General features: G+C 39.5%; 29 protein-coding genes and 1 tRNA gene. 7 read left to right on the plus strand and 23 right to left on the minus strand.

Features of this window, described 5'->3' with window-relative positions:
• Nucleotides 1-94: 94 nt before the first annotated feature.
• The 3 genes from B0I26_RS04355 to B0I26_RS04365 all read right to left on the minus strand — a co-directional run bounded on the left by B0I26_RS04355 (nt 95) and on the right by B0I26_RS04365 (nt 2833).
• Complete coding sequence (locus tag B0I26_RS04355) at nt 95-1384, minus strand: MFS transporter (protein ID WP_111644242.1); 1290 nt, start codon at nt 1382-1384, stop codon at nt 95-97.
• Nucleotides 1385-1927: 543 nt separating this feature from the next.
• Nucleotides 1928-2536 (minus strand): superoxide dismutase SodA, encoded by a 609-nt coding sequence (gene sodA / locus B0I26_RS04360; protein WP_111644243.1) that lies wholly within the window; start codon nt 2534-2536, stop codon nt 1928-1930.
• Nucleotides 2537-2759: 223 nt separating this feature from the next.
• Nucleotides 2760-2833, minus strand: a tRNA-Ile gene (locus B0I26_RS04365).
• A 534-nt stretch (nt 2834-3367) separates the two neighbouring features.
• Here B0I26_RS04365 and B0I26_RS04370 point away from each other — a divergent pair.
• Entirely contained in the window at nt 3368-4141 is a 774-nt protein-coding gene (locus B0I26_RS04370) for a DUF1189 domain-containing protein (protein WP_111644244.1), read from the plus strand.
• A gap of 97 nt (nt 4142-4238) precedes the next feature.
• Here the strand turns inward: B0I26_RS04370 and B0I26_RS04375 are convergent, their stop codons facing one another.
• The gene (locus B0I26_RS04375) at nt 4239-5999 is read right to left on the minus strand and encodes a methyl-accepting chemotaxis protein (RefSeq protein ID WP_111644329.1); all 1761 of its coding nucleotides are present in this window, start codon (nt 5997-5999) and stop codon (nt 4239-4241) included.
• A gap of 174 nt (nt 6000-6173) precedes the next feature.
• On the opposite strand from B0I26_RS04375, the gene B0I26_RS04380 reads away from it, so the two are divergent.
• Both B0I26_RS04380 and ispG read left to right on the plus strand, forming a co-directional pair.
• Nucleotides 6174-6503 carry a LysM peptidoglycan-binding domain-containing protein gene (locus B0I26_RS04380; RefSeq protein WP_111644245.1) on the plus strand — a complete coding sequence of 110 codons (330 nt, stop codon included), beginning with the start codon at nt 6174-6176 and terminating at the stop codon, nt 6501-6503.
• A gap of 153 nt (nt 6504-6656) precedes the next feature.
• A complete protein-coding gene (ispG, locus tag B0I26_RS04385) occupies nt 6657-7766 on the plus strand; it encodes a flavodoxin-dependent (E)-4-hydroxy-3-methylbut-2-enyl-diphosphate synthase (protein ID WP_111644246.1) in 1110 nt (369 codons plus the stop codon).
• A gap of 55 nt (nt 7767-7821) precedes the next feature.
• On the opposite strand, the gene B0I26_RS04390 is transcribed toward ispG, so the two are convergent.
• On the minus strand, nt 7822-8190 hold the full coding sequence (locus B0I26_RS04390) for a DUF4190 domain-containing protein (RefSeq protein WP_111644247.1): 369 nt from the start codon (nt 8188-8190) through the stop codon (nt 7822-7824).
• Between the two features lie 155 nt (nt 8191-8345).
• Between B0I26_RS04390 and B0I26_RS04395 the strand changes: the two genes are divergently transcribed.
• A complete protein-coding gene (locus B0I26_RS04395) occupies nt 8346-8906 on the plus strand; it encodes a hypothetical protein (protein WP_111644248.1) in 561 nt (186 codons plus the stop codon).
• Nucleotides 8907-8975: 69 nt separating this feature from the next.
• On the opposite strand, the gene B0I26_RS04400 is transcribed toward B0I26_RS04395, so the two are convergent.
• Genes B0I26_RS04400 through B0I26_RS04410 form a run of 3 tightly spaced genes read right to left on the minus strand, consistent with a single transcriptional unit; the run spans nt 8976 to nt 11015 of the window.
• Nucleotides 8976-9398, minus strand: coding sequence for a Fur family transcriptional regulator (locus B0I26_RS04400; protein ID WP_111644249.1), 423 nt, complete (start codon nt 9396-9398; stop codon nt 8976-8978).
• Between the two features lie 5 nt (nt 9399-9403).
• Nucleotides 9404-10237, minus strand: a complete 834-nt coding sequence (locus B0I26_RS04405; RefSeq protein WP_111644250.1) for a metal ABC transporter permease — start codon at nt 10235-10237, stop codon at nt 9404-9406.
• 16 nt (nt 10238-10253) lie between these two features.
• Nucleotides 10254-11015, minus strand: coding sequence for a metal ABC transporter ATP-binding protein (locus B0I26_RS04410; RefSeq protein WP_111644251.1), 762 nt, complete (start codon nt 11013-11015; stop codon nt 10254-10256).
• A gap of 455 nt (nt 11016-11470) precedes the next feature.
• Here B0I26_RS04410 and B0I26_RS04420 point away from each other — a divergent pair, with 455 nt between their 5' ends.
• Nucleotides 11471-11731 (plus strand): DUF2624 domain-containing protein, encoded by a 261-nt coding sequence (locus B0I26_RS04420; RefSeq protein WP_111644253.1) that lies wholly within the window; start codon nt 11471-11473, stop codon nt 11729-11731.
• A gap of 39 nt (nt 11732-11770) precedes the next feature.
• Here B0I26_RS04420 and B0I26_RS04425 read toward each other — a convergent pair whose 3' ends face one another.
• Both B0I26_RS04425 and B0I26_RS04430 read right to left on the minus strand, forming a co-directional pair.
• Nucleotides 11771-12664 carry a deoxyribonuclease IV gene (locus B0I26_RS04425; protein ID WP_111644254.1) on the minus strand — a complete coding sequence of 298 codons (894 nt, stop codon included), beginning with the start codon at nt 12662-12664 and terminating at the stop codon, nt 11771-11773.
• Between the two features lie 18 nt (nt 12665-12682).
• Nucleotides 12683-13993 (minus strand): DEAD/DEAH box helicase, encoded by a 1311-nt coding sequence (locus B0I26_RS04430; protein WP_111644255.1) that lies wholly within the window; start codon nt 13991-13993, stop codon nt 12683-12685.
• 184 nt (nt 13994-14177) lie between these two features.
• Here B0I26_RS04430 and vrrA point away from each other — a divergent pair, with 184 nt between their 5' ends.
• Together vrrA and B0I26_RS04440 are read left to right on the plus strand one after the other, a co-directional pair.
• A complete protein-coding gene (gene vrrA, locus B0I26_RS04435) occupies nt 14178-14672 on the plus strand; it encodes a VrrA/YqfQ family protein (RefSeq protein WP_111644256.1) in 495 nt (164 codons plus the stop codon).
• 81 nt (nt 14673-14753) lie between these two features.
• Entirely contained in the window at nt 14754-15704 is a 951-nt protein-coding gene (locus B0I26_RS04440) for a 4-hydroxy-3-methylbut-2-enyl diphosphate reductase (protein WP_111644257.1), read from the plus strand.
• A gap of 151 nt (nt 15705-15855) precedes the next feature.
• Here B0I26_RS04440 and B0I26_RS04445 read toward each other — a convergent pair whose 3' ends face one another.
• From B0I26_RS04445 to B0I26_RS04505, 13 genes are all read right to left on the minus strand, one after another.
• Entirely contained in the window at nt 15856-16977 is a 1122-nt protein-coding gene (locus tag B0I26_RS04445) for a Nif3-like dinuclear metal center hexameric protein (RefSeq protein ID WP_111644258.1), read from the minus strand.
• Nucleotides 16974-17678: a tRNA (adenine(22)-N(1))-methyltransferase gene (locus tag B0I26_RS04450; protein ID WP_111644330.1), complete on the minus strand. Its 705-nt coding sequence runs from the start codon at nt 17676-17678 to the stop codon at nt 16974-16976. The genes B0I26_RS04445 and B0I26_RS04450 overlap by 4 nt, the downstream gene beginning before the upstream one ends.
• 135 nt (nt 17679-17813) lie before the next feature.
• Entirely contained in the window at nt 17814-18176 is a 363-nt protein-coding gene (cccA, locus tag B0I26_RS04455) for a cytochrome c550 (RefSeq protein WP_111644259.1), read from the minus strand.
• 128 nt (nt 18177-18304) lie between these two features.
• On the minus strand, nt 18305-18847 hold the full coding sequence (locus B0I26_RS04460; protein WP_111644260.1) for a hypothetical protein: 543 nt from the start codon (nt 18845-18847) through the stop codon (nt 18305-18307).
• 169 nt (nt 18848-19016) lie between these two features.
• The gene (gene rpoD, locus B0I26_RS04465; RefSeq protein WP_111644261.1) at nt 19017-20141 is read right to left on the minus strand and encodes an RNA polymerase sigma factor RpoD; all 1125 of its coding nucleotides are present in this window, start codon (nt 20139-20141) and stop codon (nt 19017-19019) included.
• A 44-nt stretch (nt 20142-20185) separates the two neighbouring features.
• Entirely contained in the window at nt 20186-21988 is a 1803-nt protein-coding gene (gene dnaG / locus B0I26_RS04470; protein ID WP_111644262.1) for a DNA primase, read from the minus strand.
• Nucleotides 21989-22448: 460 nt separating this feature from the next.
• A complete protein-coding gene (locus B0I26_RS04475) occupies nt 22449-23261 on the minus strand; it encodes a pyruvate, water dikinase regulatory protein (RefSeq protein ID WP_111644263.1) in 813 nt (270 codons plus the stop codon).
• Nucleotides 23262-23273: 12 nt separating this feature from the next.
• Nucleotides 23274-23903, minus strand: a complete 630-nt coding sequence (locus B0I26_RS04480; RefSeq protein WP_281268681.1) for a helix-turn-helix transcriptional regulator — start codon at nt 23901-23903, stop codon at nt 23274-23276.
• A 168-nt stretch (nt 23904-24071) separates the two neighbouring features.
• Nucleotides 24072-24830: a DNA repair protein RecO gene (gene recO / locus B0I26_RS04485; protein ID WP_111644265.1), complete on the minus strand. Its 759-nt coding sequence runs from the start codon at nt 24828-24830 to the stop codon at nt 24072-24074.
• A gap of 31 nt (nt 24831-24861) precedes the next feature.
• Nucleotides 24862-25005, minus strand: coding sequence for a YqzL family protein (locus B0I26_RS04490; RefSeq protein ID WP_111644266.1), 144 nt, complete (start codon nt 25003-25005; stop codon nt 24862-24864).
• 99 nt (nt 25006-25104) lie between these two features.
• Entirely contained in the window at nt 25105-26013 is a 909-nt protein-coding gene (gene era / locus B0I26_RS04495) for a GTPase Era (protein ID WP_111644267.1), read from the minus strand.
• Nucleotides 26006-26443 (minus strand): cytidine deaminase, encoded by a 438-nt coding sequence (locus B0I26_RS04500; RefSeq protein ID WP_281268678.1) that lies wholly within the window; start codon nt 26441-26443, stop codon nt 26006-26008. The genes era and B0I26_RS04500 overlap by 8 nt, the downstream gene beginning before the upstream one ends.
• Before the next feature lie 101 nt (nt 26444-26544).
• Nucleotides 26545-26913 (minus strand): diacylglycerol kinase family protein, encoded by a 369-nt coding sequence (locus tag B0I26_RS04505; RefSeq protein ID WP_111644268.1) that lies wholly within the window; start codon nt 26911-26913, stop codon nt 26545-26547.
• Nucleotides 26914-26917: the final 4 nt, after the last annotated feature.

A 26917-nucleotide genomic window follows, 5' to 3' on the forward strand; every position in this document is an offset into this window, starting at 1 on the left:
TACATTTTCTATCTTTCCTATTGTAAAGGAAAGCTCACAAATTTTCTACAAAAGTATACCTGATATATTATATTAAAAGAGAAAAAAGGCTTTCCTATGCAGGAGAGCCTCCTTCTTCATTTGTTAGCTTTGAATGGGCAAGAGCATTTGTTTCATTTGACCGCGTTTGCTCGTCACTAAAGTGTATGTTTCGAATGAACCAATAAATGATCGCATATCCTGTTCCGATAAATAGCATTAATATTGGAATGCTTTTTTCTTTATCAAAAAATGTCACTGCAAATAAAAATAAGCAAACCGAAACAATTCTGCCGCTATTTAAAAATAACTCGCGAACAACTATGTACTCAATTCGCATTTTTGTTGAATTCCAGCTTTCCCCTATCACATCAAACGTTAATGATGTGTAGGGAACAAGCAATACTGGATAGCCAATGGCAATCATCACCGCATATAAAATTAAATTCCCATAAGAAACATCGACGATAATGAGAAAAATCGCACTGTACAATAATAAGCCGCCAAAAAGAATCGCCTTTTTTCTCTGATGGCTCTTAATAAACCGCGATACAACATAATAAACGACAAAGGACGTCAAAGAATTGACTAAACCAAACGTGCCGAGAGCAAGTTCACTCCCCGTAGTTATATATACTAACACAGAAACAGTAAAAACGAACGTCCCTTCCCGCAATCCTTGAAAAAAGTGGGCACTTGTAATTAAACTCCAATTTTTATTGCGCTTTCGCTCGTTTAGAACCCGAAGAAATAAATAATCTCCCTCCGCTTTTCTCCTTTGCAGAAAAAAGCTTAATACTACCGCAACGATAAATAAACATAACGAAATCGAAAAAATGAGCGTATACCCTTTCCATTTTGTCAGCGATGAAATCATATAGCCGGCGATAATCGGACCAATCATTCCCGCTACAGACGATAGAATCCCAAGAAAACCGTTAAAAAAATCACGCGTTTCTGGTTCGGTAATTTCAAATGTCAACACATTAAAAGCTAACCAATAAAACCCATAGCCAATTCCGAGCAGCCCGCCAAGCAATAATAAATAATCATCTGCGCGATTTCCGACAAACAGCACCGTCAAAAAGAAAACCGCTAAAAATGATACACCAAGACGCAATACAATAATCCGATCGACTTTTTTGGCAAGTCTGCCCGCTAAAATAAACGTAATGGGCTGCAATGTAACAATCGCTAAGTTATACAGTCCTAAGTCTTTAAAGTCACCGGATTGTTTCCATAGATACACATTCACAAACGTATTGGAAAGTGAAATGCTCAATGAATAAAATCCGCCTATCAATAACAGCAATATAAGTTCTCGATTAACCTCCACATCACCAATCATTTTTTTTAGCATTGACATCGTAAACTCCCCTTTGTATCTAAAGGGTAGTTTGTCAATATTGTCAAATTCTATACTCAATGAAGCGTAACAAAAAACCAGCGGATAAGAATCCGCTGGTTTTCGCCTCCGCTTTTCTCTTTGTCTAGCTTCGGCGCCCAGCCGCTCGGGGTCAAATAACCTTCCGGAGCGAAGTCAAAAAGCGACTTCTTGCTCCGGAAGAACATTTGCCCATCGCGGCTAACCGCGGCGCCTCCGCTTTTCTTTTTTGTCTAGCTTCGGCGCCCAGCTCTCTTGTGCCAAATAACCTTCGCCCTTGAAGTACAAGCACTTCTGCGTTCGAAGAACATTTGGCTTCGAGAGCTAACCGCGGCGCCTCCGCTTTTCTTTTTGTCTAGCTCGGCTCGCAACGTGTCAACTGCTTGAATAGCATCTTCGCTGACATGCGCCGAGTAATCGCAGGCGCAGCTTCTGGAAAATAACCTTCCTCCGTCGAAATGACAAGCATTTCTCGTCGGAAGAACATTTTCCTTCGGCGTTAACCGCTCGCCTCCGCTTTTCTTATTACTTCGCTGCGTTGTAACGTTTTGCTACTTCGTCCCAGTTTACTACATTCCAGAATGCAGCAATGTAGTCTGGACGGCGGTTTTGATATTTTAAGTAATAAGCATGCTCCCAAACGTCTAAGCCAAGAATTGGCGTTTTTCCTTCCATAAGAGGTGTATCTTGGTTTGGAGTGCTTGTTACTTCTAGTTCACCGTTGTTCACTACAAGCCAAGCCCAACCTGAACCAAAACGAGTTAACGCTGCTTTTGTAAACTCTTCTTTGAATTTTTCAAAGCTGCCGAATTTTTTGTTAATTGCTTCCGCTAACTCGCCTGTTGGCTCGCCGCCGCCATTCGGAGAAAGAATGGTCCAGAATAGAGAGTGGTTTGCATGACCGCCGCCGTTATTGCGTACTGCTGTACGAATGCTTTCAGGTACAGCATCTAGGTTCGCCATTAACTCTTCAATGCTTTTGTTTTGCAGCTCCTCATGACCTTCTAACGCCGCATTTAAATTCGTTACATATGTGTTGTGATGTTTTGTGTGATGAATGTTCATCGTTTCTTTGTCGATGTGCGGCTCAAGCGCATCATAAGCGTAAGGTAATTGAGGTAATTCAAACGCCATAGAAATTCCTCCTTTAACATATATGTATTTGAACATGAAACATTCATTTATATAATTAATAAACATGAATGTTTCATAAGTTCTTCTAAAATAAGATTACCAAAATTGCCACAATGTTTCAATTTATTTGTCCGTCATCTTTTCTATTATTTCTTACAACCTGCTGTAAATATTCTTATAGAAATCAAAAACCCCGCCTTATAAGCGAGGTGCCTACTGCTGATGGACCCTGCAGGATTCGAACCTGCGACCGGACGGTTATGAGCCGTCTGCTCTAACCAGCTGAGCTAAGGGTCCATAATTTATCCTTACTATCTTAATTCCTCATTATCATTTTAGTTTTTGCCCGTCCCGCTCTCGGTATGCTTTTCCAAGAAGCAGCTCGAGCGGTACGCTGATGCTGTTTCAACGAAGCTTATTCGGACGTGCTCTAACCTGTCCCTTCCTCTACTCGTTTATTCGAAGATAATGGGTGCGTCGGGACAACTCGCAGCCGATTCATCGATGTGTCTCTCGTAGCTGAGCTAAGGGTCCATAATTTATCCTTACTATCTTAATTCCTCATTATCATTTTAGTTTTTGCCCGTCCCGCTCTCGGTATGCTTTTTCAAGTAGCGGCTCGAGCGGTACGCTGATGCTGTTTCAATGAAGCTTATTCGGACGTGCTGAGCTGCGCAACCAAAAAACGGCAACAGCTTTAATGGTGTATTTTAAAATACCATATGAAGACAATATTGTCAATGGTCATAACATCGCTGTTGTTATAATAGTTGAGTTATTTTTAATGACACGATAAAATGTACTTGGAAAAAAACGAAGGATGTGTGAACAATGAATATTTTGACTCAGTTGTTTAAAAGCTTATATTCTCCAAGAGATATTGCTCGTTTTCGCTTTCAAGGAATTGGAAAAACGATTTTATACATTTTCTTTTTAACATTCATCTCTGCATTACCAACGACCTACCATTTTACCAATGGCTTTTTAGAAGGAATCAAAAATACAGGAGAACTGTTAAAAAATGAACTTCCCTCGTTTACGATCGAAAACGGCGAACTCAGTTCTCCGGCTGCTGAGCCTGTCATTATTGACAAAAGCGGATTCCGAATTGTGTTTGACAGTACTGGGCAAACGACAAAAGAAGACGTTGAACGCTATACGAACGCCATTGGTTTTCTAAAGCACGAGATTGTTCTTGTTGCCAATTCAGAGGCACAATATTATGACTATGCGATGTTTCAAGATATGAAACTAACAGACAAAGACGTACACTCATTCATTGAAACATTGCAGTCTTTAATGCCGGTTATTGTCCCGGTTACATTTGTGATTTTGTATATATTCGCATGTGCAAGCAAATTTATCGGCATCACGTTTCTTGCTTTTATCGGACAGATTATTCGAGGTACACTTGGAAAAAACATAAAATACAGACATACATGGATTATGTCTGCTTACGCAGTCACTCTTTCAACAATCTTTTTCACGATTATGGAATCTTTACAAGTTATTGTTCCTTACTCCTTAGCGATTCATTGGTTCGTTTCTATAACTGTATTATTTCTAGCGACTAAAGAAATACCTTCGCCAAAACTTGAGGAATAAAAAACGGAGACTGACCTATAAAGTGTCTGCCCCCGCCATATTCCCGTTCATTTATATTGGATGGCGGGGGTTGATATGTTCAGCCCCCTCTTTTTCTTCATCCCACCTGAAAATTTTTCGTCAACTTTTCGAGTGATTTTGATAAATCCGTCAGCTTTAAACCGATTTGATACATATCCTTCATTTGACTGGCTTGTTCTTCTGATGAACTCAGCATTTGTTCGGTGCTTGCTAAAGTTTGCTGGGAAACGGAAACAAATTCAAGTGTTGATTTTTCCATAACAGGAAGGGTTTCGCTAAGCTGTTCCAAATCACTTTTCATATGAGCTAAATTCTTACTGACTCGCGCAATTTGTTTCATTAATGTATCCAATGACTGCTTTGCACTGTTAGCTTTCGATAAGTAAGAAGTAATATTGTTTGACATCGTTGAAAACTCATTCGCTGCTTTTACCGCAGCATTTTCCATTGATACAATCGTTTGTGTAATTTCTTCGGTTGCTTTTGCTGATTGCTCTGCTAATTTTCTTACCTCCGTCGCCACAACAGCAAATCCTTTTCCTGCTTCTCCTGCTCTCGCCGCTTCAATTGCTGCATTGAGCGCCAACAATTTCGTTTGTTCGGCGATTTGTCTAATCAAATCAACGACTTTTGTAATCGAATTGGAATGCTCTTTTACTCCATTGATCGTTTCTGACATCCGGCCAAACTCATTCTCTAATAAAACAATCGCATCAATCATTTCTGTAATATTTTTCTCTCCATCGGCTGCAGAAAGGTTCATATCACGGGAACTTTCTGAAATAACAGCCATGTTGTCAAGCGTTGTTGTAATCTGCTGTTTCATTCGTTCGAATGTATGAATGCTGAAATCTGAAGTTGTTGCCGTTTCTTCTGCACCGCTTCTCACGATATGGATGGCATTCACCAATTCATTGCTGCATTGCAACACGCTTTCAGATGAAATCTTCAATTCTTCGCCGGTTCGCGATAACTGGACAGTTGTCGCATTAATTTCCGCAATCATTTTTTTCATGTTTGTTAACATTTGATTAAAGCCGTCAATCAATGATTGGATTTCCGGAGTTGTTGCAACAATATCAATATTTGCGCGTAAATCGCCTTGTTCTACTTTTTTCATCACATCGCGTAAAATCGTCAGTGGACTTGTTAAACTTCTCACTAGTGTAATAATCATCAGCGACGATAAGGCTGCACTAATAACAACCGTGATGAAGGTAAGCTGCTTCAGTTGTTTGACTGTACCGATGTATGAATCTGTCGGCACGACTAACACGTATAAGCCTTTTAACTCTTGGATTTCCTTGTACGCAAGAGTATAGTCCGTGCCTTTCATCGTATAGTGAGATACTCCTTGCTTCTCTTTATTCATTTTATTTATTAACTCCGTCGGAAAACGAATACTTGAGCGTTCGCTGACTTTAAATGGTTTTACCTCATTTTTCTTGATAAGAAAAAAATCTGCGCTTAATCCATCTTGAATCAATTCTGCTTGCTGTTTTCGAATGCTGCCGTTGAGCTTATGTAAAAACTGATCTTCTTTTCCAACATATATGTACATTAAATTTTGTGCAATTTCATACATCGTATTTACTTCCCGATCTAACCGGTTTTCAATGATTTTCATCGTCGTGTTTTTCGCTTTTTGATAAGAAACATATCCTACAATGCCGATGGAAGTAATAAGAAGACTTAAAAATAAAATAAGTAAACGGTTTTGCAAGCTAACCTTTAACAGCCATTTTTGAATTTGCTTGTGTTTCTTTATGGAGCGGTGTTGCGTTTTCTGACGAAAGCTGAATGTTAAGAGAGGTCTTTGTTTTTTTGTTGTGTCCATTTTCTTATTTTCCCCCAATCCAAGCTCCCCTTGATAACATTTAAAAGAATTATACTGAAAACATGTTAATGAAATATTAAGTAAATATTAATTTTAACCCAACAAAAAACGAACATATTTTTCCAGGACAAGCATAAATAAATGAAAGTAAGAAGGATTTTGGGGGAATAGTCGATGAAAAAACTGACAGGCTTGCTCGTTTTATGTTTTGTCATATATATTGTTTATCACGATGTTACAAACGGAACATTACCGGCTGCGACAACAGCAACAACATCTCACGTTCAAGCGGTGAAAGCAGAGGATAAGGAAGCATTAAATTATAAAATGATGAAAGTAAAAGCAGGAGATACGCTTTTATCGATTATCGAAAAAGAAAGGAGCGGACCTCTTCCCGTTTCCATTGAACAATTAATAAAAGATTTTGAATCCCTTAATCCCGGTGTAAAAGCGGAATCATTGCAGATTGGAAAAACATATAAGTTTCCTGTTTACAACGAATAAGAATATCGTGAATTTCTTGTCAATTCATCATTATCATTGTTACAATAGTTCAGAAGAAAGTACAAACTTGATCATGGTTCCCTTGAGATTATTGCTGTGGTATGATAAAGCAGCTGCAATCCATCAACTAGTTTTCAAAGGAGCGAATCACACGTGAGTGAAATTATCCATCGTTCAAAAACCCGTCCCGTTCGCGTCGGAAATTTAACAATTGGCGGGAGCAACGAAGTTATTATTCAAAGTATGACAACGACGAAAACGCACGATGTCGAAGCGACAGTCGCAGAAATAAAGCGTTTAGAAGAAGCGGGATGTCAAATTGTTCGCGTTGCATGCCCTGATGAGCGGGCAGCAAATGCCATTCCTGAAATTAAAAAACGAATTAATATTCCGCTTGTCGTTGATATACACTTCGATTATAAGCTTGCCTTAAAGGCCATTGAAGGCGGAGCTGACAAAATTCGAATTAATCCGGGAAATATTGGGCGCCGCGAGAAAGTAGAAGCAGTTGTCAAAGCAGCGAAAGAACGTGGAGTACCGATTCGCATTGGTGTTAACGCCGGTTCGTTAGAAAAGCGGATTTTAGAAAAATACGGCTATCCAACAGCGGATGGCATGGTTGAAAGTGCATTGCACCATATTCGAATTTTGGAAGAATTAGACTTTCACGATATTATTGTTTCGTTAAAAGCATCTGATGTACGTTTAGCAATTGAAGCATACGAGAAAGCGGCAAGAACGTTTGACTATCCTCTTCACCTCGGCATTACAGAGTCCGGAACGTTATTTGCCGGAACGGTTAAAAGTGCTGCCGGGCTCGGAGCGATTTTAAGCAAAGGGATCGGTAATACGATTCGCGTCTCTTTAAGCGCTGATCCTGTTGAAGAAGTGAAAGTAGCTAGGGAATTGCTAAAAGCATTTGGATTAGCCGCCAATGCTGCAACATTAATTTCCTGCCCGACTTGCGGACGTATCGAAATCGACTTAATTAGCATTGCCAATGAAATTGAAGAATATATCGCCAAAATTAAAGCTCCTATCAAAGTGGCAGTTCTTGGCTGCGCCGTAAACGGTCCAGGAGAGGCTCGCGAAGCAGACATCGGAATTGCCGGAGCGCGCGGTGAAGGGTTGTTGTTCCGCCACGGAAAAATCGTTCGCAAAGTTCCTGAAGAAACAATGGTGGAAGAACTGAAAAAAGAAGTGGATAAGCTAGCCGAAGAATACTTCGCAAAACAAAAAGAAAAACAATCACAAAAAGCTTGACGCTTAACGCGCCAAGCTTTTTCTTTATCGCTTTAACGCATTTGGGGAAGACCCCTTAACGATAAAACGGCAGGACGAACATTGCGATGATGATGGAAACGATACCGATGCCGATTGCCCATGCTCCCAATGTCTCGGCACCGCGTCTGCGGGCAATGAATCCTAAAATAATCCCGGCCGCTCCAAGAATGACCGGCATTATAAATAAGGAAATAATGGAGAAGACAAGAGCTAACCAGCCAATCCCTTTTCCATTCGCTTCTTCAGCGTTTCTGTCGTCTTCCTTATTTTCTTCGCGATGGATCGTGCGGATTGGCTCAGCCACTTCCGCCGACGTTTCCTCCATAAAATCCGGCTCGCTGTTCGGCTGCATCATCGATTGTCCTTTAGTTCCGTTATACGTTTGTTTACGATCATCTGCCATGCTTTTTCCCTCGCTTTCTTTAAGTGAGGAGCATTTATTAGTATGGTTGTTCGATTGTAAAATATCGCTGTTAATGTTTTCATAACAAGGGAAAAAACATATCTCATATGTTACAATAGGATAAGAAACACATCTTAAAGGAGTGCAGCTTTAAAATGAAAAGATTAGGAATTGACATAGATGGTACGGTAACATGTCCGGCTACATTTATTCCTTACTTAAACCAGTCATTTAATAAACAACTGACACTTGACGATATTACGCAATACGATTTGGTTCCAATACTCGAGACAACCGAAGAAGAACTTAATGAATGGATGGATAAGTATGAACCGATTATTTACCGTCAAGCTCCATTAGCTGAGCATGCGTTAGATGTCATCAATGATTGGAAGCATCGATTTGAGCTTTTCTACATAAGCGCACGCGGAAAACATTTATATGATATAACAGAAGAATGGTTTAAAGAAAATAATGTTCATTATCATCACATTGAATTAGTCGGCTCTCATGACAAAATTGAAGCGGTCAAAAAATACAATATTGCTGCCTTTTTCGAGGACAAATATGATAATGCGTGCGATATTGGTGAACAATGTAATATTCCCGTTATTTTATTTAATACACCATACAATCAAGGACCGCTTCCAAAGCAAGTGATTCGCGTCAATAGCTGGCTCGAAGCAAAAGAGCATATCGATGCCATTTTCAAATAAGGAACATGTAAAAAAGGTCTGCTTCCTCGATACCGTATAAAAAGTTGGAGGAAGTCAGACCTTTATAAATTATAAGCTATGTTGAATACATTCCGGACATTTCCCATATATTTCAAATTTATGATTAGAAACTTCATATCCACGCAAATCCTCTGATAATTCTTTCATCGGACAAGTAGTAATCTCTTTCGTTTTGCCGCACTCCATGCAAATAAAATGATGGTGATGATGATGAGTGTCACATTTAAAACGGAAATGTTTCTCCCCGGATAATTCAGTCATTTCAAAAATGCCCAGTTCCACAAACAAAGACAAGTTGCGGTAAATCGTATCAAAACTTAAACCCGGATAACGCTCTTTTAAAGCATCTAAAACATCTTTTGCCGTTAAATATTTATTTGTCGTTGCAAACAATTGCAACATGTCCTCGCGTTTACCTGTATGCTTAAACCCTTTTTTCTTCATTAATTGAATCGCTTCTGTTACATTCATACTTTCTAGCCCCTTCTCCATTTTTTCAATAAAATAACAAGAAGCAAAATAAGGACAGCAAGCATGACAATTGTTCCGCCCGGCGCTAAATCAAGATAGTAAGCAAAAATTAATCCGAGAATAACCGCCAATTCGCCAAACAAAATAGAAAAAACAATCGTTTGCTTAAATCCCCTGGCAATGCGGATACTTGCCGCCACAGGCAGCGTCATTAATGAAGATACAAGCAAAATCCCGACAATTCTCATGGAAGCAGCAATGACTAGCGCCACTAATACAATAAAAACGAAATGAACCGTCTTTGTCTTAATTCCCGATGCAACCGCATGCTCCTCATCAAAAGATAAAAGGAATAATTCTTTGTACAATAAACAAATCGTCACAATAACACCCAACGTAATAAACAGCACTGTCCATAAATCAGAGCGGCTTACCGCGCTTACGCTTCCAAATAAATAAGAAAATAAATCCGTATTAAAACCATCTGCCATGGAAATGAAAATCACGCTTAAGCCAATTCCGCTCGATAAAATAATGGGAATGGCAAGCTCCTGATAATGTTTATACACGGAGCGTAATTTTTCAATAAATAGTGATCCGGCAACCGAAAATGCCATTCCCATATAAAGAGGATTGAATAGAAAAGAGCCAAGCAATTTCTTTTCTAATAACAAGCTTGCGGCAATTCCCGCCAATGTCACGTGACTAAGGGCATCAGCAATTAAAGACAGGCGGCGCACAACGATAAAAACGCCTAATAAAGGAGCTACAATGCCAATTAAAACGCCTGTAAAAAAAGCGTTTTGCAAAAACTCGTACTGAAATATCGCTTCAACCATTTTGTCTATTCCTCCATTAATGGTTATGAGAAAGCACATGAAGATGATGACCGTAAAATTGTGATAATTCTTTGCTGTCTAATTGTGCAAACTCTTGAGCTTTTCCGTGAAAATGCAAATGTTTATTTAGGCAGGCAACATGAGTCACTTTTTCCGTAATCGTGCCGATATCATGTGTCACCAATATAAGCGTAATGCCTAAATGACGGTTCAACTCATCAAGCATATTATAAAAATTTTGCACATGATGCACATCCACCCCGACAGTCGGCTCATCTAAAATGAGCAGATCCGGCTGACTGACGATCGCTCTCGCAATAAATACGCGCTGCTGCTGACCGCCGGAAAGCTCACCAATGTTGCGATTGATAAACGGCTGCATTCCGACCGCTTCAATCGCATCGATCACTGCCTGCTTGTCCTTTTTCGACAAAAAACGAAACAGTCCAATTTTAGACGTTAAGCCGCTCGCAACAACTTCATAAACGGTTGCCGGGAACCCTGTATTAAAGCTGTTTGCCTTTTGCGAAACAAAGCCGATTCGATGCCAATCTTTAAATTGAGAAACCGGCGTACCGAATAAATAAATCTTTCCTGATTGCGGCTTTAATAAGCCTAAAATGCATTTTAATAACGTTGATTTTCCGGAACCATTGGGACCGACCAATCCTAAAAATGCTCCTTTTGGTACAGAAAGATTAATGTCTTCAAGGACGTTTTCCTTTTCGTAACGGAAAGATAAATTTTCTATTTTCAATACTTTTTCCTGCTCATTCATCATAATAACCACCTAGTATTCAAAAAATTAAGAATGATTACGATTTAATCATTAAAGTAGTATATACGAAGTTCATGACTTTGTAAACTAAGCCTAATGAATCGCTGACTTGAATTTTGCTTAAAACGGTTCAATGGAAAACAACGCTAAGGACACTCCTAACAAAATCATTGTCAAGCGATATAATAAATGGTCCCGCACTTTCTTTTTATATTGTCAATGCGGCAAAACCCCCTCCTATTTTCCTCTTATTGAGCAAGATGTAGCAAGGGTCGATCATAAACATCACCCGGAAGACTTAAAGCGAATCGGGCGCAGCATCGAGAAAACAGTACTTTCACGAGCTTTGAAATGTCATCTTGAAGATCGGGTTCTTATTCAGCAAATTTTTCTAGATTTATTATAACACCTTCCCCCCTTCCTTTTCATACGATAGGAACGAGGAGGAAAAGACAATGAACATTTATCAAAAAATCATTAATCAAAAAATCAAAACCATTACCCCTGAGGAACTTGTTTCATATAGTCAAGATTACGGAATTACGCTGACAATCGAAGAAGCAAAAAAAATTATTTATATTGCACGACACAATAAAATTAACGTATTTGACCCGCAAGAACGCATGAAGTGGGTGAAAGAATTAGCCAAAATCACTTCTCCGCAAACAGCCAAACAGGCAAATGAACTCTTTTTGAAATTTATAAAGAACAAATAACGTAAAAATGAGCGATCCCATCATGAGATCGCCATTTTTTTATGACTGTACAATTTTTGTGAGGAGTTCTGGATCAAAAGTTTGCTGACGTAACATGGCAATTTCAAATTTATATGGCGGCTTTTGCTTCTTTTTATCTTCGCCCACATAAGGAGTCTCTAAAATTTTTGGAACATCCTCCAGCTGCGGATGATGGACGATGTAATTGAGCGCTTGAAAGCCGATATAACCGAAGCCGATATTTTCGTGACGGTCTTTTCGGCTTCCGCGCGGATTTTTGCTGTCATTAATGTGAAGTACTTTTAAACGATCTAACCCGATGATTTTGTCAAATTCGTTTAATACACCATCGAAATCTTCAACGATATTATATCCGGCATCATGAGTATGACACGTGTCAAAGCAAACGGACAGCTTTTCATTATAAGTAACCCCATCGATAATTTGTGCCAGCTCCTCAAACCGGCTTCCGCACTCTGAACCTTTTCCCGCCATTGTCTCTAAGGCAATTTGCACGTTTTGTTCACGCGTTAATACTTCATTTAGTCCTTCAATAATTTTTTTAATTCCTTCCTCTATTCCCGCCCCCACATGCGCCCCTGGATGGAGAACAATTTGTTTCGCACCAATGGCCTCTGTTCGTTCAATTTCCGAACGTAAAAAATTGACGCCAAGCTCAAACGTATCAGCATTTACGGTATTTCCAATATTGATAATATACGGAGCATGGACGACAATTTCCTCGATGTTGTTTTCTTTCATATGACGAAGACCTGCTTCAATATTCAATTCTTCAATTTTTTTTCGTCTTGTGTTTTGCGGAGCACCTGTATAAATCATAAATGTATTGGCACCGTACGAAACGGCTTCCTCACTCGCAGCCAACAGCATCTTTTTTCCGCTCATCGATACATGTGAACCAATTTTCAACATCCTCAAAACTCTCCCTTTTTATTTCCTCTTTAAACGAAGCAAACGCTTTTTCTGTTTTTCTATCTCTTCTTTCAGTTTTTTCTTATATCCAGGTTTCACTTTCTTTGACTTTTTAACCGTCTTTTTAATGATTTGCTCAATTTCATTGTCTTCTTTTTTCCGTTTGCTTCGCTTGTTCCATTCCGGCAAGTCCACCCATTCATCCCGCACAATATCGCGATGAACAAATTCGATTCCCATTTTTTCAAGCTTTGTTAGCGCATCTTGGTCAGAAGGTTCGTAAATCGTTGCCGCTATACCGGAATAACCTGCCCTTGCTGTCCGGCCGACACGATGCACATAAAATTCTAAATCGCGAGGCAATTCATAGTTAATCACATGGCTGACCCCTTCAATATCAATGCCTCTTGCTGCTAAGTCTGTTGCGACAATATATTGAAACTCTAGATCGCGAATTTGCTTTATCATTTTTTTTCGTTCTCTCGGCGTTAAATCACCGTGCAAAATTCCTACTTTTAATCCTTTTTCGCTTAAAGCCTCTGCTACCTCATCGGCCATTTTTTTCGTATTCGTAAAGACAATCGCCAAATACGGATTGTATAAAAGAAGCATGTCATGAAGCAGCTTTACTTTATCACGATGGCGAAGCGGAACAAGAACATGTTCAATTTTCTCGGCCGCTACTTGTTTTGGAGCGACGTGAATATATTTTGGGTTCTCCATGTATTTTCGCAAAAACGGCTTCAGTTTTTCCGGAATCGTCGCTGAAAACACTAACATTTGCAGCTCTTTTGGCATTCTCGCGGCAATTTGATCGACATCATAAATAAACCCCATATCAAGCATTAAATCGGCTTCATCAATGACAAGCGTTTTAGCTGTATGCACATTGAGCGCCTGTTCTTTCGCTAAATCATTGATTCGCCCTGGAGTGCCGACAGCAATATGCGGTTGTACTTTTAACTTTTCAATTGTTCTTAATTTGTCAGTACCGCCGACAAAGCAACGCGCTGTAATTTGTTCTTCCTCTGAACAAAATTTAGTAATTTTTAATATTTCATGATAAATTTGTGTAGCTAATTCGCGTGTCGGTGCAGTAATGACCGCCTGCACTTCATCAAGTTTCGGATCAATGCGCTCGATAATCGGCAATAAGTAAGCATGCGTTTTTCCTGTTCCTGTCTGTGATTGGCCAATCACGCTTTCTCCGCGAATAATGCTTGGAATGATTCTCTCCTGAATTTCTGTCGGTTTATAAAATTGCAAATACTTCACCGCTTCTATAATGAAAGGCTTCAAGTTAAACCGCTCAAATAACGTCTGCTCCATTGTCTATACTCCTTTCAAAGTAAACTCACACCGCTAAATAACCCGATTTATCATTATATATGATTTCTTACGAAAACTCCAACAGTAGCGTTATATTTGTCCGAAAAACACTTTTTTCCCTTTTCGCATAAAGTATGTAAGAAGAAACATGATTTCTAGCTGTTGGCGAGAAAGGAGGGAATAGATGATGTATGGAAGATATCCTATGGTCGGACCGATGCGTTCTCCAGGATTTATGAACATGCCGTTTTATAACATGCAGCCGTTTGCGCCACGGCCTGGACTTGGTGGATTTTTAGCGCGATTATTCTCAAGAGGTCAAGCCCCTTTACCTGGCAATTTCGGAATGGCGATGCCGACAATGCCAAACGCAGCCAATATGATGAACAGCAGTGGCGGTATTAGCGGTATGTTAGGAAATATCCAAAAAGCGCTCGGAGTCGTTCAACAAGTCACTCCAATGGTACAGCAATACGGACCGCTCGTAAAAAACATTCCGTCTATGATTAAGCTATTTAGAGAATTAGAGCCTGCTGATGAAACAAGTTCAGATACAAAACAGGAAGCCAAAACAGAAACAAAAAAAGAACGTGACGTCCCGGCAACATCCAATAAAAAGAACCAGTCTGAATCAATAAAAGAACTAAAAGGCGTTTCAAAACCGAAGCTGTATATTTAGTCTTTCTTTGTATTATTCCTCCTTCTTTTATATTATAATAAAGGAGTTATAAGAGTACTTATCGGAGGAGGAACCTCGTTTATGGAAGTGATTAAAATTACGCCAAGAGGCTATTGTTACGGCGTTGTCGATGCGATGGTCATTGCCCGCAACGCAGCACTTGACCCTACACTGCCAAGACCGATCTACATTTTAGGGATGATCGTTCATAATAAACACGTAACAGATGCATTTTCTGAAGAAGGAATCATTACGCTTGACGGTCCAAACCGTTTAGAAATCCTTGAACAAATTGATAAAGGAACCGTTATTTTTACAGCGCATGGCGTATCTCCTGAAGTAAGAAAACGAGCACGGGAAAAAGGACTTGCCATTATCGATGCTACTTGCCCGGATGTAACAAAGACTCATGAACTGATACGTGAAAAGGTTGCCGATGGTTACGAAGTGATTTATATCGGTAAAAAAGGACACCCTGAGCCTGAGGGAGCTGTCGGCGTTGCCCCGGAAAAAGTCCATCTTGTGGAAACAATTGAAGAAGTAGAACAACTCCGTATTCAAAGCGATAAAATTATTGTCACCAACCAAACAACGATGAGTCAATGGGACGTTGCTCATATTATGGAAAAAGTAAAAGAAAAATATCCACATGTCGAGATGCATAAAGAAATTTGCCTAGCCACTCAAGTACGGCAGGAAGCGGTTGCGGAACAAGCAAAAGAAGCGGACGTTACAATTGTCGTCGGCGATCCAAAAAGCAACAACTCTAACCGCCTTGCACAAGTATCGGAAGAAATCGCAGGAACAAAAGCCTATCGTGTCGCTGATGTAACAGAAATTAAAATTGACTGGATTAAAGATGCAAAAAAAGTGGCCGTTACTGCCGGAGCTTCAACCCCGACACCGATTACAAAAGAAGTCATCGATTTTCTTGAACAATTTGATCCAAATAACCCTGAAACATGGAAACGTGAGCGAAAAGTTCCGTTAAATAAGATTTTACCGAAAGTGAAAAGCAAGAAACAACAATAATGCAAAAGACACCATCATAACAAAGAAGCTGACCTAAAAGCAAAGTGTCAGAAACCGCAACCATCATGTATAGGATATAACCATGGATAAAAACACTATATATGATGGATTGTGTGTGCAGTCAGACACTTATGGTCAGCCTCTTTTATCGTTATACAAACGTAAATGGGTCGGTATTTACTTCAGATACATAAACTTTTGTATTAAATTTTTGCTTGGCAAATTGTTCATGCAAATAGCGGGCTACACCTTGTTTCATGACTTTCTCGACATTATGTCCAGGGTCAACGACATTAAGCCCCATCATCATTGCATCATGGGCAACATGATAATACAAATCCCCTGTTACATATACGTCAGCACCGCTAAACTTTGCGTGGGAAATGTATTTATTCCCATCTCCACCGATGACCGCCACTTTTTTGACGATATCGTTCAAGTTGCCGACAACGCGAACAGTTTTTACTTTGAACGCTTTCTTTACATGCTCAGCAAACTGCTCCAATGTCATTTCCTCTTTTAAACGTCCAATTCGTCCTAAACCGAACACTTTTCCTTTGTTCTCAATCGGATACACATCATACGCTACCTCTTCGTACGGATGTGCTTTTAACATAGAATGAATTACTTTTTTCTGTAACGAAGCCGGAAAAATCGTTTCAATGCGCACTTCTTCGACTTGTTCAAGCTTTCCTGCTTCACCAATAAACGGATTCGCTCCATCTTGAGGTAAAAAGGTGCCAATCCCTCTGCTGTTGAAGGTGCAATGGCTATAATTGCCGATGTGACCCGCGCCGGCGTTCCCTAACGCTTCACGTACCGCCGCGGCATGAGTTTCCGGTACATAAACAACTAATTTTTTTAGTTTGTCTTCATATGTAGGAACAAGAACTTCTACATTTTCCAGCTCGAGCGCTTCTGCCAGCCAATCATTGACGCCGCCATTGGCAATATCTAAATTCGTATGTGCCGCATAGATGGCAATATCGTGTTTTATACATTTTTCTAATATACGCCCTTGTGCTTCGTCTGTAATAATGTGTTTTAATGGGCGAAAAATCGATGGGTGATGAGCAATAATTAAGTCGACGTTTTTTTCAATCGCTTCATCCACTACTTCTTCAAGTACATCAAGAGCAATCATCACCGTTTGAACCGGTTTGTTGAGCGTGCCGACTTGCAAGCCGATTTTATCGCCTTCCATCGCTAAATGCTTTGGTGCAAATTGCTCAAAAAGTTGAATCACTTCATAGCCATTTGGTATTTTACTCATTCTAATATCCCCTCTACTAATTGGATTTTTCGTTCCAGCTCTTTCCTTTTTGCAAGAGCTTCGTCCGTTGTCGCTTTTTTGCTCAGTTCATGAACAATTTTTCTCCATTGAGCGATTTCTTGGCGCCATTTTTTTCGAAACGCTTCATTTTGTTCTTTCAGTAAAAACGGACCTAACAGCACTTCTGCTTCTAAATGAACATAAGGCTTCTTTCCATCGCCCTTTTCCGCTACTAACACTTCATAAATTTTCCCATCTTCTTCAAGAATTCGTTCAGCAATCAGTTCCCAATCGTGATCGATTAACCATTGACGAACGACATGCGCTCCAACATTCGGTTGTAAAATGAGGCGTTTTACCCCAACAAGTTTTTCTTTTCCTTTGTCTAAAATATTTTTTATTAATGTTCCTCCCATTCCGGCGATGGTAATGCAATCTACTTCATTTGGCTGAATCACTTCCAGCCCATCACCTTTACGCACTGAAATGACATGCTCGAGCCCTGTCTTCTTTACTTGCTCTCTCGCAGAACGAAGCGGACCATCGGTAATCTCACCGGCAACGGCCATTGTAATATAACCGTTCAAATAAGCATAACATGGTAAATAAGCATGGTCCGAACCGATGTCAGCCAGCTTTGATTGTTTCGGAATAAAACTTACTACTGTTTCAAGGCGTTTCGATAATTTTAACTCGTTCATCTCTTCACCACAATCCTGCATATTTTTCTCTTCATTATATTATCATACATGGAACGATCCTGTTCTTACAAATTAGGAGAGGGAATTTATAAATAAAACAAAAAATCCCTTCACCGAAGTGAAGAGACTTTTTCATTACTTTAATTCAGAAAGCCATTTTGCCATTTCTTCCGCTTTGTCAGCAGGCACTAATCCAGGTGGCATGCTGCCGCGGCCGTTTTGTAAAACGTTTTTAATTTCATCAACAGAAAGTTTGTCGCCGACACCTTTTAATGCCGGTCCAACGCCGCCTTCATAGTTTGCTCCGTGACAGCCTACACAGCTTTGCTGATAAATATCTTCCGGCTTTGCCGCTGCAGTTTCTTCCGTTTTCGCACCGCCTTCTTTTTCTTTTGCGACTTCTTTCATATCGCCTAACCCTTTCCAAGATAGCCCAAAAACAAGTACAAGACCAAACAACATAATAAGAGCAAACGGGATTAATGGATTGCGATTCATTGTTTAACCTCCTTTATGTACAACAGTTCATTCGAAAATATAAGCGATACAAACAATTTTATTTTACTGTAAATTATAGAGAAGGAAAAGCCCTGTTTTATATTTTCACAAACTAGACAAAATTCATATTATAAGAAAAACGATAACAATAACAAAATGACGCCGACAATCCCAGATACAGTAAAATAAAGAAATTTTAAACGTATACCGATAAACATCCATAATAAGCAGTTACAAAAAATCACAATCCCTGCAATTTCTTTTTCATTATAAAAATAAAAATCACTAAGCTGTACGGAAGCAAGAAACAAAATTAAAGCTCCGCTAACGAGAGGAATATGGATGAGTTTCCGTTCGCGGGCAAAGAGAAACATCCCGCAAAAACAAACGGTCAAAAAAATAAGAAAAATGACGGTTTGCAAAACAAATGACAATTCAGTAAAATAAATGACAAGAATAGTCATTGGCATTAAAAGACAGAGCATGCTAATGACAGATAAGCGAAAAAGATGAGAGCGGTTATTCTTGGAAGAAGAACGATGTTCGTCTTGATAAGCGGCGCCTTCAGTATATAGAGCCAGCAAATAGTCACAATATTGTTCTGGAAGAAGTCGAGAGCGCTTCCAATATTGAATTTCCTTAACAATAATCTCCCTTCTTTTTTCGTTCATCTGACCGTTAATCCTTTCTATATACAAAATAAAGGCTGACTCAAAAGAAAGTGTCAGACCCCACAACCCTCATATATATAGTATATAACACTACATAAAAACACTAAACTATATATGATGAATTGCGAGTGAGGTCAGACACTTGTGTGAAACAGCCCCTTATAAATCTTTATTCTAAAAAGTCTTTTAAACGTTTGCTTCGGCTTGGATGGCGCAATTTCCGAAGCGCTTTTGCTTCGATTTGACGAATGCGCTCACGAGTAACGCCGAATACTTTACCGACTTCTTCAAGAGTGCGGGTGCGGCCATCGTCTAAACCAAAACGCAAACGAAGAACATTTTCTTCGCGATCTGTAAGTGTATCCAGCACATCTTCCAGCTGCTCTTTCAGCAGTTCATACGCAGCATGTTCAGAAGGGGAAGTTGCTTCTTGGTCTTCAATAAAATCACCTAAATGTGAATCATCTTCTTCACCGATTGGCGTTTCCAAAGAAACCGGCTCTTGAGCAATTTTTAAAATTTCTCTTACTTTTTCCGGAGTTAAATCCATCTCTTCAGCAATTTCTTCCGGAGATGGCTCGCGGCCAAGATCCTGAAGAAGCTGGCGTTGTACTCTGATCAGTTTATTAATCGTCTCGACCATATGAACAGGAATGCGGATTGTCCGGGCTTGATCGGCAATCGCGCGGGTAATGGCCTGGCGAATCCACCAAGTTGCATACGTGCTGAATTTATATCCTTTGCGGTAGTCAAATTTTTCAACAGCTTTTAATAAGCCCATGTTTCCTTCCTGAATTAAATCAAGGAACAGCATACCGCGGCCTACATAGCGCTTGGCGATGCTGACGACAAGACGAAGGTTCGCTTCTGCAAGGCGGCGTTTCGCCTCTTCGTCACCTTGCTCGATTCGTTTTGCAAGCTCGATTTCTTCTTCAGCTGACAAAAGTGGAACACGACCAATTTCTTTTAAGTACATACGAACGGGATCATTAATTTTCACTCCCGGCGGTACTGTTAAATCATTTAAATCAAACTCTTCTTCTTTGTCAAGAATGTCTAAATCCGGATCATCATCTAAATCCGATTCGCTAACGATATCGATTCCTTGTTCACTTAAATATTCATAATATTCATCCACTTGATCAGGATCAAGATCAAAGTTAGACATGCGCTCTGCAATCTCTTCATACGTAAGAACACCGCGTTTTTTTCCAAGTTCCACCAATTGTTCTTTTACTTGTTCTAGGGTTAAATCTGAATCGGTTTGTTTTGAACGAGCTGATTTCTCAGCCATTTCATCTCCTCCTTCCAAAACTTAATAACAAATAATAGGAGTATTTACAACAGCAGCTTTTTCATTTCAATCATTTCTTTTGCAATTCGGGCAGCTTTAATAAAATCTTTTTGTCGTTCCGCTTCATTTTTCTCGATCTCTTTTTCCTTTAGCTTTAACCATTTTGGATAATTCAACACATGTTTTATATAGTCATTTAACTCTTGAGAAGAGATGTTTTCATTAATGAGAAGCATCGATAACTCAGTCACTAATTTCTTTAACTGTTCATCGTTTAAACGTTGAATAAAGGCACTTACATCCGGCTCATTTCCCTCTTCATAAAACGCATACAAGTAAGTGACAATTGCCCGATGCTCTTCAATATTAAAGTTGCCCTGCACAGCTTGCTGCACCGCAAATGCAATCTCTCTGCTTCGCAACATATGTGCAATCAACATGCGCTCTGCATTATGAAAGGCAGGAAGCAGCTTTTTCTCGGTTGGCTGTTTGCTTACAGCGGCTTTATAAAAAGAGGAATTTTCATGTTTTCGATTGCTCTGCCTGTAGCGATGCAGCTGTTGCCGCAATGCTTCTAAAGAAAGAGAGAATTCGTTTGCCAGTTGCCGCAAATAGTAATCCAATTCAACAGGATTAGAAAGCTTAGCAAGTTCATGCAATACTTCGTCAACGTAACGAATTTGATCACTTTCGTTTTGTAAATTTTTCCCTTTTTTAAAATATGTCATTTTAAATGACATGAAAGAAACGCTTGCGTCAATGACATCGGCTCTAAATCGTTCAGGTCCAAATTTGCTGACATATTCATCAGGATCAAGTCCGTCCGGCATTGTGGCGATTTTCACATAACATCCTGCCTCTGTCAATAGTTGAGAGGCACGAAACGCTGCCTCAATCCCGGCCATATCCGCATCATAACAGATAATAACCGACTCCACATTTCTTCGAAGAATTCGCGCCTGTTCTTCTGTTAGAGACGTTCCCATTGTCGCGACGGATTGCGGTAAACCGGCCTTAACCGCCGCGATCACATCGGCAAATCCTTCAAACAAAATCGCCTGCTGATTTTTTCGAATATGTACACGGGCATTGTGGAAATTGTACAAGATTTTGCTTTTATTAAAAATCATTGTTTCCGGACTGTTTAAATATTTAGGCTGGCCTTCACCTAAAATTCTGCCAGAAAACGCAATCGTTGCGCCTTGATGGTCATGAATGGGAAACATAATTCGGTTGCGGAAGCGGTCAAAATAAGAGCCATCCTCTCTTCGAATGACAAGCCCCGCTTTTTCCATCATATCAAGCGAAAAACCATGGCCTGCTAACAGCTTGGCCGCAGCATCCCATGAGTTTAAAGAGTAGCCAATTTCAAACTGTTCAATGATGTCGCGCGTGAAACCTCGCGCCAGCAAATAATCAAGCGCTTCTTGTCCTTCCTTTGTGTTTAAGAGCAAATGATGGTAAAATTTCTTAAGAAGCTCATGAGCTTCCATCATTTTCGAAACTTCATTTGCTTTTAGGTTTGCGTTTGCGCGGCTTGCGATTTGCACATCAGGCAATTCGATATTTGCCTTTGAAGCCAACCGTTTCGCAGCTTCGACAAAAGAAATCCCTTCTATGTCCATAAGAAAAGAAAAGACATTACCGCCTGCTCCACAGCCAAAACAGTGAAAAATTTGCTTGTCTGGTGACACGGAAAAAGAAGGTGTTTTTTCCCCATGAAACGGACAAAGTCCAAAATAGTTCCGACCCTGCTTTTTTAGTTGAACATAGTCACTTATGACGTCAACAATATCAACAGACCGCCGAATCTGTTCAATCGTCTCTTCAGGAATACGGTAACCCATCATTAACCGCTCCGTATCTTATTATTCTAGACCTATACTAAATCTCCTGCGAGTTTCGACAAATTTTTTCTAAACTTTGTACGAATGATTCCCCAATTGTCGGTTTTGCTTTTCGTATGTTTCTTTATTCTACATGACTCCGCAAAATCCTGCTACTTTCGAATCGTTTTACAGACGATTTTTGTCGAATATTTCAATTCACTACCTCTTGACAAGTAACTATAAATAGTTTACTCGTTCTATGTCAACCCTAAACCTATTTACATACATTTTTATCACAATTTTTTATTATAATATAAATATTGATAATACGCTATAAAAAAATTCGAAACAACATAAAAAGGGCTGACCCATAAGTGTCTGACCTCACCTGCATTTTACAATATATAGTTACGTTTAGCGAATGCTATATACTATATACTGTGTTGTGAGGTCTGCACTTTGCTTTTGGGTCTGCCCTCTACAGTTGTCCTTTTTTGGCGATGATGTTCATAATGACATTGGCTGTTTCTTCCACCGCTTTATTTGTAACATCAATAACATCGCAGCCAATTTGTTGAACAACTTGATCAAAATAATCGAGTTCTTCTTTAATACGATCAATATTAGCATAAATCGCTTTATCATCTAGACCAAGTGCTTTTAATCTTTCACGGCGAATATGATTTAATTTTTCCGGACTAATTTTTAATCCGAAACATTTGGTTGGCGCAACTTTAAACAGTTCTTCAGGTGGTTCGACTTCCGGAACAATCGGCACATTGGCGACTTTAAATCGTTTATGAGCTAAATATTGTGATAATGGCGTCTTTGATGTTCTTGATACACCGATTAATACAATATCAGCACGCAAAATCCCCCGCGGATCACGTCCATCATCGTACTTTACGGCAAATTCAATCGCCTCAATCTTTTTAAAATAATCTTCATCCAACACTCTTACTGGACCAGGTTCATTCCGAGGCGTTAAACCGAACAAGTTTTCCATTTTTCCGATAAGCGGTCCGATAATATCATACACTTCCACTCCTTCACGTGCCGCTTCCTCCATTAAAAACTGGCGCATTTCCGGCACGACCAATGTGAAAGCGATAATCCCGTTGTTCATCTTAGCAAGCGCTACTACTTCCGCCAATGTTGTTTTATCTTCTACATAAGGCACTCGCTTCAGCTGTATGGAAGGGCTGTTAAATTGACTTGCTGCCGCCTTCACAACTAGCTCAGCGGTCTCACCGCCAGAATCGGACACGACATATACGAATCGTTGGCTCATCTCAATCCCCCTCTAAATTAAATCGTCTTTCGCTAGAGCAACGAAAGCCTTCGTCATGTTTGTTTTTGTAATTCTCCCGACTACTTCGTATCCTTTTTCCGTCTTTTTTACTACTGGCATCGCATCAATTTGCTTTTCAATTAACCTCTCGGCAACTTCAATTAATAAGTCATCTTTATAGCACATCGTAATATTCGGCATCCTTGTCATGATAATATTCACAGGGATGGAACGCAGCTCTTGTTTTCCGATGCTTGCCCGCAATAAATCTTTACGGGAGAGAACGCCAACTAATAATGAGTCGTCGTCGACAACAAACAACGTGCCGACATCTTCTAAAAACATCGTCACAATCGCGTCATATACACTGACATTTTCATTCACGACAACAGGAATGGATTGATAATCCGCTACTTTTATTTTTTTTATTTTATCTGCCAGCAATTGTGAGCCTGTTTTTCCTGTATAAAAATAACCGACTCTTGGTCTTGCTTCCAAATAGCCAGCCATTGTTAAAATCGCAAGATCAGGTCGAAGGGTTGCTCTTGTTAAATTTAGCTTTTCAGCGATACTTTCCCCGGTAATCGGCCCATGATCTTTTACGATCTGCAAAATTTGTTCTTGGCGTTTATTGAGTTCGATTTTAACTCACCACCTTATAATAAAGATAAAATAGATTTTATACTCATTAAATTATTATAACTGAATTATCTTCTTTACATAAGCAGAAATGTGACAAAACAATATATAAAAGGAAAAGGCTGTCCCAAACATGGGGCAACCTCTTATCCAATCTATATTTTCTCTTCTTTAAGACTGTAAACCTTTCCTTAATTGCTCCATTTGCTTTAAAAAGCGTTTTGTTTTTAAAACTAATCCTGAATATTCTTCATAATAGGCGGAAATGATTCGATGCAGCTCTTTTTTCGTTTCTTCTTTCACCGCGATTTTTCCTAACCGCGACAAATCAACATAATAAAGCAACCTTAACAGCTTAACCACGCCAGGAGAAACATGAAAACAGTAAGGGTCTTTATCATAACAGCGATGGCAGATAAAGCCCCCTTCCTTGACAGAGAACGCAAATTTTCCTTCTGTTTGCCTGCAAACCGCACAGCCATCTAATTTCGGATATAACCCTAAAACATTTAACATTTTCATTTCATAAATGTACATAAGTATATCTAAATCCAATCCTTCGTTCATATACTGTAATGTTTGCAAAAGCAATTCAAACAAATAAGGGTTCGGACGCTTCTCTTCTGTCGCCTTGTCAGTTAACTCAACAATATAAGAGGCATAAGCTGTCGTAAAAATATCTTCGCGAATTCCCCTCATCGTCTGAATGGCTTCCCCTTGCTGCAAAGTGCCTACACCGTGGCTCTTTTGAATTAAAAAATGGCCGTATGTAAACAATTGCGTAACAGCAGAAAGGCGGCTGCTTGGTTTTTTTGCTCCCCGCGCCATTGCAGCCACCTTTCCCCACTCTCTTGTAAACAACGTAACAATTTTATTGGTTTCACCGTAATCGGTTGTACGAATGACAATTCCTTCACATTTTTCAAACAAAATGATCACCACTCAAGCTGGTTCAAACAGCTTAAAAAACCGGATAATCCATTTCAGCTATTTCCTGTTCTTTCTCTTCGGCTGCATCTTGATTATCTCTTTCCAGCTCCTTAAAAAGGAGATATGTGTCTATATTGCCTGTTTGGCTAAAAAGTTTCCAAGTAAATTCCAGCATCGAACCACACCTTTCCGCCGTAGGCATAGCATATAATCTAAAGTAGTATTTATAGGTTAGCCTGGCCGTTTCAAAATCATGTTATATAAAATTTGTTAATTAATACTCATCTTCCCTGAATCCGAAATCACGAAGCTGTGAAAGTTTGTTACGCCAATCTTTTTGCACTTTTACCCACAGTTCTAAAAACACTTTGGAGCCAAGCAACGCTTCAATATCCACTCGTGCCCGTTGACCGATTTCCTTGAGCATCCGGCCTTGTTTTCCAATGATAATTCCCTTTTGCGAGTCACGCTCAACAATGATGGTCGCGCTCACATAAACTGTACTGCTGTCTTGGCGTCGTTCAATGGCATCAATGACAACCGCAATCGAATGCGGCACTTCTTCACGCGTCAAATGCAGCGCTTTCTCGCGAATCAGTTCGGCGATGATAAATCTCTCTGGGTGGTCCGTTACTTGGTCTGCCGGATAATATTGCGGCCCTTCCGGCAAATATTTTTTTATTTGTTCAATTAATGTCTCGATGTTATTCCCTTGCAGAGCGGAAATCGGCACAATCTCTGCAAATTCATATAAAGATTTGTATTGTTCAATGAGCGGCAATAAATCATCGGGATGTACTTGATCAATTTTGTTAATGACTAAAAATACAGGAGTATTAATTTTTTTCAGCCGCTCGATAATGAAGGCATCACCGCGTCCAAATCCTTCTTCGGCGTTAATCATAAATAAAATCAAATCGACTTCCTTTAAGGCATTTTCCGCTACCTTCATCATAAAATCGCCAAGTTTATGCTTTGGCTTATGAATGCCAGGTGTATCAATAAAAATGATTTGTGCATCATTTGTTGTGTAGACACCTTGGATTTTATTGCGCGTCGTTTGCGGCTTATCGCTCATAATCGCGATTTTTTGTCCAATTACCCGGTTTAAAAACGTCGATTTCCCTACGTTTGGTCTTCCGATAATAGAAACAAACCCTGATTTATAACCTTCTCTACTCATGCAAATCCTCCGCTGAAAATGCTCCTGGTAGTAGTTCTTTCACTGTTAATTCTTTTATATCTCCTTTTAGATTTGTTAAAATCACTTTCATATCCGGTGAGCATAGTTCTGAAATAACTTGCCGGCATGCTCCACACGGCGGCACTGGACGCGGTGAATCCGCTACCACTGCCAAGGCTGTAAATTCTGTATCTCCCTCAGAATACGCTTTAAATAAAGCTGTCCGCTCAGCACAATTACACATGCTGTAGGCAGCATTTTCAATGTTGCAGCCGCGGTAAACTTTTCCTTCTTTCGTTAATAATGCTGCACCAACTTTAAATTTGGAATAAGGAACATAGGCATATTCTCTTGCTTTTTTTGCTTCTTCGATGAGATGATTCATATTCAAATGCAGTTCTTCCTTTCTTTCTAAATGAACCATAACCATTGTTCTATTTCTTATTTTACAGGAATTTTATTTAAATTTCATCTTTACTTTAAAGAAATCTGACAGAAAAGTATGAATTTTATTATTTTTCACAAATCACCTCAACTTATGAGTGCCATGAAATGTGGAAAAAAGATGATTGCTCCTATTATAGCAGATATTATCGCAAATACAAAAACCGCTCCTGCAGCAACGTCCTTTGCTATTTTCGCAAGCGGATGAAATTCAGGAGCAACGAAATCAACAACACGTTCAATAGCGGTATTCATCATTTCTAGAGAAAGCACAACGCCAATCGCTATAAGAATAATGAACCATTCCGTTTTGGAAAGGCCGAACAGCCAAGCCGTCATGCAGACAAATAAAGCCACGGCACAATGAATCTTCATATTTTTTTCGTTTTTAAATGTAAAAACAATGCCTTCCCACGCAAAGGAAAAACTTTTTAATAATCGTTTCCACTCTTTCATCGCT

The sequence above is a fragment of the Paranoxybacillus vitaminiphilus genome, assembly GCF_003259935.1.
Lineage (GTDB): Bacteria > Bacillota > Bacilli > Bacillales > Anoxybacillaceae > Paranoxybacillus > Paranoxybacillus vitaminiphilus.

Coding starts and splice junctions, on each gene's coding strand:
- B0I26_RS04460 (WP_111644260.1), bottom strand. CDS start 18,847: ATGAACGAAAAAAGAAGGGAGATTATTGTTAAGGAAATTCAATATTGG.
- vrrA (WP_111644256.1), top strand. CDS start 14,178: ATGATGTATGGAAGATATCCTATGGTCGGACCGATGCGTTCTCCAGGA.
- B0I26_RS04370 (WP_111644244.1), top strand. CDS start 3,368: ATGAATATTTTGACTCAGTTGTTTAAAAGCTTATATTCTCCAAGAGAT.
- B0I26_RS04430 (WP_111644255.1), bottom strand. CDS start 13,993: ATGGAGCAGACGTTATTTGAGCGGTTTAACTTGAAGCCTTTCATTATA.
- B0I26_RS04390 (WP_111644247.1), bottom strand. CDS start 8,190: ATGGCAGATGATCGTAAACAAACGTATAACGGAACTAAAGGACAATCG.
- B0I26_RS04410 (WP_111644251.1), bottom strand. CDS start 11,015: ATGAATGAGCAGGAAAAAGTATTGAAAATAGAAAATTTATCTTTCCGT.
- B0I26_RS04380 (WP_111644245.1), top strand. CDS start 6,174: ATGAAAAAACTGACAGGCTTGCTCGTTTTATGTTTTGTCATATATATT.
- B0I26_RS04475 (WP_111644263.1), bottom strand. CDS start 23,261: ATGAGCCAACGATTCGTATATGTCGTGTCCGATTCTGGCGGTGAGACC.
- B0I26_RS04490 (WP_111644266.1), bottom strand. CDS start 25,005: ATGCTGGAATTTACTTGGAAACTTTTTAGCCAAACAGGCAATATAGAC.
- B0I26_RS04500 (WP_281268678.1), bottom strand. CDS start 26,443: ATGGTTATGGTTCATTTAGAAAGAAAGGAAGAACTGCATTTGAATATG.
- B0I26_RS04450 (WP_111644330.1), bottom strand. CDS start 17,678: ATGAACGAGTTAAAATTATCGAAACGCCTTGAAACAGTAGTAAGTTTT.
- B0I26_RS04445 (WP_111644258.1), bottom strand. CDS start 16,977: ATGAGTAAAATACCAAATGGCTATGAAGTGATTCAACTTTTTGAGCAA.
- era (WP_111644267.1), bottom strand. CDS start 26,013: ATGAGTAGAGAAGGTTATAAATCAGGGTTTGTTTCTATTATCGGAAGA.
- B0I26_RS04425 (WP_111644254.1), bottom strand. CDS start 12,664: ATGTTGAAAATTGGTTCACATGTATCGATGAGCGGAAAAAAGATGCTG.
- cccA (WP_111644259.1), bottom strand. CDS start 18,176: ATGAATCGCAATCCATTAATCCCGTTTGCTCTTATTATGTTGTTTGGT.
- B0I26_RS04505 (WP_111644268.1), bottom strand. CDS start 26,913: ATGAAAGAGTGGAAACGATTATTAAAAAGTTTTTCCTTTGCGTGGGAA.
- B0I26_RS04395 (WP_111644248.1), top strand. CDS start 8,346: ATGAAAAGATTAGGAATTGACATAGATGGTACGGTAACATGTCCGGCT.
- B0I26_RS04420 (WP_111644253.1), top strand. CDS start 11,471: ATGAACATTTATCAAAAAATCATTAATCAAAAAATCAAAACCATTACC.
- sodA (WP_111644243.1), bottom strand. CDS start 2,536: ATGGCGTTTGAATTACCTCAATTACCTTACGCTTATGATGCGCTTGAG.
- B0I26_RS04400 (WP_111644249.1), bottom strand. CDS start 9,398: ATGAATGTAACAGAAGCGATTCAATTAATGAAGAAAAAAGGGTTTAAG.
- B0I26_RS04440 (WP_111644257.1), top strand. CDS start 14,754: ATGGAAGTGATTAAAATTACGCCAAGAGGCTATTGTTACGGCGTTGTC.
- rpoD (WP_111644261.1), bottom strand. CDS start 20,141: ATGGCTGAGAAATCAGCTCGTTCAAAACAAACCGATTCAGATTTAACC.
- B0I26_RS04405 (WP_111644250.1), bottom strand. CDS start 10,237: ATGGTTGAAGCGATATTTCAGTACGAGTTTTTGCAAAACGCTTTTTTT.
- B0I26_RS04375 (WP_111644329.1), bottom strand. CDS start 5,999: ATGGACACAACAAAAAAACAAAGACCTCTCTTAACATTCAGCTTTCGT.
- dnaG (WP_111644262.1), bottom strand. CDS start 21,988: ATGGGTTACCGTATTCCTGAAGAGACGATTGAACAGATTCGGCGGTCT.
- B0I26_RS04355 (WP_111644242.1), bottom strand. CDS start 1,384: ATGTCAATGCTAAAAAAAATGATTGGTGATGTGGAGGTTAATCGAGAA.